The organism is Cellulosimicrobium cellulans, assembly GCF_001722485.1.
Taxonomy (GTDB): Bacteria; Actinomycetota; Actinomycetes; order Actinomycetales; family Cellulomonadaceae; genus Cellulosimicrobium; species Cellulosimicrobium cellulans_A.
This window is the reverse complement of the sequence record NZ_LWGL01000313.1, coordinates 1-1,705: the sequence shown is the minus strand read 5'-3', so window position 1 is coordinate 1,705 and position 1,705 is coordinate 1. Positions and strand designations below refer to the sequence as shown.

Below are 1,705 nucleotides of genomic sequence, written 5' to 3'. Positions count from 1 at the left end.
CAGCAGCGCGTGGGGGTCGACGGCGGTCGCGCGGTGCTCGGGCGGCGTCGCGGCGAGGACCTGGGCGAGCGAGCGGCCCCGCGCCTCCTCGAGGACGACGACGCCGTCCGCGGCCCACGTGAGGCAGCGGGGGGCGCGCGCGGTGTCGGACGCCGTGTCGGCCGGGGCGGCGCCGGGGGTGCCGGGGTCGGTGAGCAGCACGTGCCGGCGCACGAGCGAGCGCACGCGCTCGGGCCGCACGACCTTGACGTAGACGACGCCGCGCGAGGTCCGGGCGTGCAGGACCGCGCGGCGCAGCGGGCGGTACGCGACCATCTCGACCGTCTCCACGGTCGCGTCCCACCCTGCGGCGCGCAGCCGGCGGGTGAGCTCGGCGGCGTCGCCGGCTGCGGCGAGGCCGGGCAGGAGCGGGTCGGCCGGGTGGCGCCACACGTGCACCACGCGCTCGTCGTCGTCCAGCCGGGCGACGCCGGGCCCCACCGCCTCCGCGGGCAGGTCCGCCGTGGTCGCGAGCAGGTACTCCGCGGCCTCGGCCGCGCCGCCGGCGCGCGTGGCGACGACGTCGTACCCGACGGTCACCTCCGCCCCCGGGCGCGCGTGCACGCGGTCGACGCGCCAGGCGCCGAGCGAGGCGCCGTCGGCACCGAGCGCGGCGGCGAGGAGGTCGCCCGCGTCGTCCGCGGTGAGCAGGTCGAGCCACGCGCGCTGGTCGGTCACGACACAGGTGTCGGTCATGGTGCCAGCACACCCGACCCGCGTGGCGCCCGCGTGAGACGCCGATGAGAGGTCTCTCATGTGCGGCGGCCCGCACGCACGGCGGGCACTTGACGCCACGGCCCCCCACTGGGATCGTCGTCGCCATACCGGTACAAACCATGGCACAAATAGACGAGGGCTCGCTGTTCGTCCCCGCCGCCTACGACCTCGTGTGGAGCGCGCTCGCGCTCCTCCTCCTCGCGGGCGCCGTGACGGCGGTGGTCCTCGTCGTCCGCGCGCTCGTGCGCGGCACGGCACGGCCCGCCACGCTGCACGACCTCGCGGACGGCGACCCCGTGCGACGCGCCGCACGCCGGCACGCGGGTGCCGTCGCCGGTGGCGCGGCCGCGCTCGCGGTCCTCGTCGGGATCGTCGGGTCGCAGGCGGTCGCGACCGTGGACGGCCTCGCCGAGGGCGTGCTCCTCGGCCTCTCCCCCGCGATGGTCGCGCTCGCCTTCCTCGGCGCGCACGCCGTCGGCGAGCGCACGTGGCCGAGCCAGCGGAGCGCCGTCCGCTCCGCGACCCTCCAGCGCCGCACGGTCGACGACGTCGCCCCGCGCCTGCTGCGCCGCCTCACCTGGGGCCTGGGCCTGCTCGTCGTGGTGCTCGCCGCGGTCGGAGCGGTCACGGCGGGCGACGACGGGCGCTCGGTCACGCGCGTCGCCGAGACCTCCACCTCGACGGCGAGCCCCTACCCCGGCGTCTTCTACGGCGTCTGGCTCGCGATCGGCGCCGTGGCGGTCGTCGCGGCCACGGAAAGCGTGCTGCGGCTCGTCGCGCGCCGGCCCGCGGTGCCCCACGTCGACGCCCGCTGGGACGTCGCCCCCGCGTCGACGACGAACACCGCGTACCCGGTGCGGCGGGCCCGCGCCTGGACGCCCTTGGTGACCGAGGCGAAGTACGGGTTCTCGAGGTCCGGGACGACGAGCCCGAGCGCGTGCGTGCGACC

The 1,705-nt window shown here is 77.9% G+C and carries 1 protein-coding gene and 2 pseudogenes; all 3 read right to left on the bottom strand.

The window, feature by feature from the left end:
* Window positions 1–735, bottom strand: a pseudogene (locus tag JZ5iCDA_RS17340) (hypothetical protein); the annotation flags it as partial.
* Window positions 736–791: 56 nt separating this feature from the next.
* Window positions 792–1,226: a hypothetical protein gene (locus JZ5iCDA_RS18145; protein ID WP_083260130.1), complete on the bottom strand. Its 435-nt coding sequence runs from the start codon at window positions 1,224–1,226 to the stop codon at window positions 792–794.
* A 236-nt stretch (window positions 1,227–1,462) separates the two neighbouring features.
* Window positions 1,463–1,705: pseudogene (locus tag JZ5iCDA_RS20040) on the bottom strand (hypothetical protein); the annotation flags it as partial.